The organism is Bathymodiolus azoricus thioautotrophic gill symbiont (assembly GCF_001298715.1).
Lineage (GTDB): Bacteria > Pseudomonadota > Gammaproteobacteria > PS1 > Pseudothioglobaceae > Thiodubiliella.
Map to the genome: position 1 here is coordinate 1 of NZ_CDSC02000262.1, position 4,867 is coordinate 4,867.

General features: G+C 37.6%; 7 protein-coding genes and 1 pseudogene. All 8 read left to right on the top strand.

What is annotated here, in order from left to right; translation table 11 throughout:
* Nucleotides 1-7: 7 nt before the first annotated feature.
* The 8 genes and pseudogenes from BAZSYMA_RS10670 to cmoA all read left to right on the top strand — a co-directional run bounded on the left by BAZSYMA_RS10670 (nucleotide 8) and on the right by cmoA (nucleotide 4,720).
* Nucleotides 8-310, top strand: a pseudogene (locus tag BAZSYMA_RS10670) (transposase).
* Nucleotides 311-343: 33 nt separating this feature from the next.
* Nucleotides 344-526, top strand: coding sequence for a hypothetical protein (locus tag BAZSYMA_RS10675; RefSeq protein WP_143243109.1), 183 nt, complete (start codon nucleotides 344-346; stop codon nucleotides 524-526).
* Nucleotides 510-725, top strand: a complete 216-nt coding sequence (locus BAZSYMA_RS10540) for a transposase (RefSeq protein WP_090716282.1) — start codon at nucleotides 510-512, stop codon at nucleotides 723-725. The genes BAZSYMA_RS10675 and BAZSYMA_RS10540 overlap by 17 nt, the downstream gene beginning before the upstream one ends.
* Nucleotides 726-738: 13 nt before the next feature.
* The gene (locus BAZSYMA_RS10545; protein ID WP_195910106.1) at nucleotides 739-861 is read left to right on the top strand and encodes a hypothetical protein; all 123 of its coding nucleotides are present in this window, start codon (nucleotides 739-741) and stop codon (nucleotides 859-861) included.
* Between the two features lie 174 nt (nucleotides 862-1,035).
* A complete protein-coding gene (locus BAZSYMA_RS05015; protein ID WP_090716284.1) occupies nucleotides 1,036-1,437 on the top strand; it encodes a RidA family protein in 402 nt (133 codons plus the stop codon).
* Between the two features lie 17 nt (nucleotides 1,438-1,454).
* Nucleotides 1,455-3,533: an ATP-dependent DNA helicase RecG gene (recG, locus tag BAZSYMA_RS05020; protein ID WP_090716286.1), complete on the top strand. Its 2,079-nt coding sequence runs from the start codon at nucleotides 1,455-1,457 to the stop codon at nucleotides 3,531-3,533.
* Nucleotides 3,534-3,546: 13 nt separating this feature from the next.
* Complete coding sequence (locus BAZSYMA_RS05025) at nucleotides 3,547-4,014, top strand: chorismate--pyruvate lyase family protein (protein ID WP_090716291.1); 468 nt, start codon at nucleotides 3,547-3,549, stop codon at nucleotides 4,012-4,014.
* A complete protein-coding gene (gene cmoA / locus BAZSYMA_RS05030; protein ID WP_090716289.1) occupies nucleotides 4,007-4,720 on the top strand; it encodes a carboxy-S-adenosyl-L-methionine synthase CmoA in 714 nt (237 codons plus the stop codon). Before BAZSYMA_RS05025 ends, cmoA begins: the two co-directional genes overlap by 8 nt.
* The last annotated feature ends 147 nt before the right edge of the window (nucleotides 4,721-4,867 follow it).

Genomic DNA, 4,867 nt, shown 5'->3' on the forward strand with positions numbered 1-4,867 from the left:
AAGTGAAATGTATGTCAATGGTGTGAGTACTCGAAGAGTGAGTAAAATCATTGAATCAATGTGTGGTACCAGTGTCTCCTCGCAAATGGTATCTAATGCTGCTAAAAAATTAGATAGCGCTTTAAATGCTTGGCGAGAGCGCCCATTGGGTAAAATTGAATAGTTGATGGTTGATGCTCGCTACGAACAAGTTAGGATTGATAATTTAGTTAGAGACTGTGCCGTGTTAATTGCACTCGGTATTGATGACAAAGGCAAGCGTGAAGTACTTGGCGTTCAGGTGAGTTTGAGTGAGACAGAGGTCTATTGACGTGAGTTTCTAGGTGATTTACAAAAGCGTGGCATGCATGGCACTAAACTCATCATCAGTGATGCTCACAGTGGCATTAAAGTTGCTAGAAAAGCCATCACGCCAGGTTGTTGCTTGGCAACGCTGTTAGTTCCCTCTTCAACAAAATGCTCAAGTCTATGTCACCAAGCAAAGCAAGAAGAGGGCTGTAGTAGCAGACATACGCGCAGTCTTTAATGCACCGAGTGCTAATGAGGCTAAAAGACAATTGGATTTGTTGATTGATAAATATCAAGACAGTATGCCAAAGCTCACCCAGTGGGCTGAGGATAATATCCCTGAAGGCTTAACAATGTTTGGCTTGGATTTGTGTGAATTTAACAGGAAGAGACTAAGAACAAGCAATATGATTGAGCGACTTAATCAAAAGTGTTAAACAGCGAACAAAAGTGGCTAAAATATTTGCTAATGAGGATTCTTGTTTGAGGCTGGTTACGGCCGTGGTGATGGAAGTCTCAGAGCAGTGGCAAAGCTCTAAGGCTTATTTGTCTTTGGACAATAATAACGGGTAGGTTTTTTTAATGAACGAGAAATCGATGGAATAGATGGCAATTTACAGAAAGAAGTTTATTTGACCTTGTCATGACCCTTTTCTATTTGTGCAGTCTTAAAAGCAGATTTTTTTATTTTCAAGTGAATGACAAGATGAAGTAAAATTTAATAATATTATTACCTGGGAATTACTTATGCAAAAAAATATTATTTCAACCAACAAAGCACCTGAGGCGATCGGCACTTACTCTCAAGCAGTGGCAGTAACCGGTGGCATAACAGTTTATCTATCAGGGCAAATTCCTTTAGTGCCTGAAACCATGGAAATAGTTGGAGACGGTATTAACGAGCAAATTCACCAAGTGTTTAAGAACTTGAGTGCTGTATGTGAAGCAGCAGGTGGTGATTTGAATAATATTGTAAAACTCAATATCTTTTTAACGGATTTGAGCCATTTCCCAACAGTAAATGAGATTATGGCACAATATTTTTCTCAGCCTTATCCTGCGCGTGCAGCCCTTGGCATTAAAGAATTACCACGAGGTGCGCAAGTAGAAATGGATGGTGTTTTGGTCAAAGAAGCCGATCCTGAATAAATAGAGCAGGTCTAATAATAATGGCGTTATCTGATTCAATTATTTCAATCAATGGATTAGGTCCAAAAGCACAAGAAAAATTAAATGCTTGTGGTGTCTATAATTTGGAACATTTGTTATTTCATTTGCCACATCGATATCAAAATAAAATATCTATTACCTCATTAAATAAGGCGCGCGTAGGTGATGAGATTTTGGTGCAACTCACTATTAAAAGTATTGAAACTCCACCAACAAGTTCCCGTACTAAAAATCGTCAGCTATTGTGTTATCTCATTGATGAGAATAATCGACACTTATTATTACGATTTTTCCATTTCAATCAATATCAAAAACAACAACTGGTGCGTGGTGATATTATCCAATGTTTTGGCGAGATAAAAATCGGCAAAGATGGTTTGGAAATGTACCACCCTGAATATCGGCTGATCTCTAAAGGGCAAAACACTTTATTAGAAAAAACCTTAAGCCCGATTTATCCATTGACTGGCAATATTGCCCAAACACAAATGAAAAAATGGGTGAATACTGCGATGGATGTGCTAAAAAACTCGCCACTCAGGGATAATTTTGAGTCATTATCAAATCATTCTATGCCATCATTAAAACAGGCGTTAGAAATATTACACCATCCAAAAGAAGATGAAAATATAGAGCAAATTGAAACATTTAAACACATTGCACAACAACGATTGATTATTGAAGAATTGTGCGCGCAACAACTCAGTTTGCTACAATTAAAAAAACAACGCAAAAATAAAACAACCAATATATTTAAGATTAAAGACAACTTATCAAATCAATTGCATAAGAATTTAGGTTTTGCATTAACCAGTGCTCAACAGCGCAGTATTGCTGATATTAATGCAGATTTGTCGTCCAATCATCCGATGTTAAGGCTGTTACAAGGTGATGTTGGCTCTGGCAAAACCATCGTTGCGGTTTTCGCTTGTTTGCAAGCGGTTGAGAATGGTTTTCAAGCGGCAATTATGGCACCAACTGAGATTTTGGCATCACAGCACCTACAAAGTTTTTCCAATTATTTAAATCCTTTGAATGTTGAAATTGCATTTCTAGCAGGTTCACAGAACACCCAAACAAGAGCAGAGCAAACAAAAAAAATACAATCGGGTCAAGCACAGATAGTCATTGGCACGCATGCTTTATTCCAACAAAGCATTACCTTTGACAAACTCGGATTCGTTATTATTGATGAACAACATAAGTTTGGCGTGCATCAACGCCTGTCTTTGGTGCAAAAAGCGCACAATACCCCGCACCAATTGGTCATGACTGCCACTCCTATTCCACGCTCACTGACAATGAGCGCTTACGCAGATTTAGACTCGTCAATTATTGACGAATTACCCCCTGGTAGAATGCCTGTACAGACCATTGCACTAAGCAATGAGCGCAAAAATGAAGTGATTGAAAAAATTAAACAGGTGTGTAATGCAAACAATCAGGTGTATTGGGTGTGTACTTTGATTGAAGAATCTGAAGCCTTACGCGCTGAATCTGCTATCAATACACATCATTATTTACAACAAAATCTGCCAAATCAGTCTGTTGTGCTCATTCATGGAAAAATGAACAAAGATGAAAAAATCACCATTATGCAACAATTTGCGTGCGGCGAGGTTAATGTATTGGTGGCAACAACGGTAATCGAAGTGGGTGTTAATGTGCCAAATGCATCACTCATGGTGATTGAAAATTCAGAACGATTAGGTTTGGCGCAATTACATCAATTACGCGGGCGTGTAGGTCGTGGCAACGAGAAAAGTATTTGTATACTTATGTATCAAGCACCACTTAGTAGCACTGCGAAAGAACGACTTAATATTCTAAGACAAACCAATGACGGCTTTGCGATTGCCAACAAAGATTTAGAATTACGGGGTCCTGGCGAGATTCTTGGTACGCAACAAACAGGTATTGCCAATATGAAAATTGCTAATATCGTGCGTGATGGGTACCTTCTCAAGCAGGTGCATTTTTATTGTGATAAATTTATCAATGAAAATGAAGAAAAACAACAAGCACTAATCCAACGATGGATTACCCACGACAAATCCCAATACGCCAGTACATAGTAAAATGCCATTTATGAATATTAAAAACCTTCTTTGGATAAACTTAGACGCGCAAATGACAATACCTAAAGCGTTAGAACCATGGCTGATTGATAATCAATCACTGACGCACAAACTCAAACAAGAATTTGAGGATTTTGCTGTCAATGTGCTGTCACAAACACAGGGGAAAGCCCACAAAAATGAAGCTGATTTGGTTGACACCCGAGACGATTGCATTATTCGTGAAGTAGAATTATTAGGCAATCAACAGGTGATGATTTTTGCACGCTCAATCATACCGATTACCAATGACACCAAAGATTTACGCACTATTGGTGGTAAACCATTGGGCGAAATTTTATTTAACGATGGTAGCATCGTGCGTGGTGAGATGCAAATAACACACGCAGATAATCTTTGGGGAAGGCGCTCAACCTTTACCATTGGTCAAACCAAATTATTGGTTAGCGAGTTCTTTTTGGAGAACCTTTATGCGTGACAAGCTCTTTCAAAAAAAGACAGATTTGGTTGATTTTACTTTTGATGAAAGTGTTGCTAATGTATTTGACAACATGGTTAGACGCTCAGTGCCTGGTTATCAATCCATGATTGAAATGGTTGGATTGATGGTTAAAACTTATGGACAAGACAACAGCAATTATTACGACCTTGGTGCGTCAACAGGTGCGATTTCTCTAGTATTAGGTTTAAACAATAATCACAATAATAATCAAATTATTGCGGTTGACAATTCTCTGGATATGATAAAAAAATGTGAAACCAATCTTGCAGGTGAATTATCAAACTTTAAAACTATTTGCAATAATATTGAAGATATACATATTAAAAATGCATCTATCGTTGTTCTTAATCTCACCTTGCAATTTATCAAACCTAAACAAAGGCAGACATTTATTAACACTATTTATCAAGGGTTAAACAAAGGCGGTGCATTGATTGTATCGGAAAAAATTCATTTTGACGATAAGCAAAAACAAGATGAGATAACCAAACTACACTTAGATTTTAAGCGTGCCAATGGATACAGCGAATTAGAAATTGCCAGCAAACGTCAAGCCATTGAAAATGTGTTGATTACTGATAGTCAACAAACGCATTTTGCACGATTTAAAAATGCGGGATTTTCTCAAAGTTTTCATCACTTTCAGTGCCTTAACTTTGCCTCCTTTTTAGCGGTAAAATAAACCCAATCAAAACCTAAAGTTTGATAGAATAGTTTGGTTTTTTGGGGCATTACACTTGCACGATTGGCAAAATTTTTAAATGTATCATTTGAGTGGCTGGCAACGGGCAATATAATTGAAAACAACCAAAATATGATTAGGTGAATT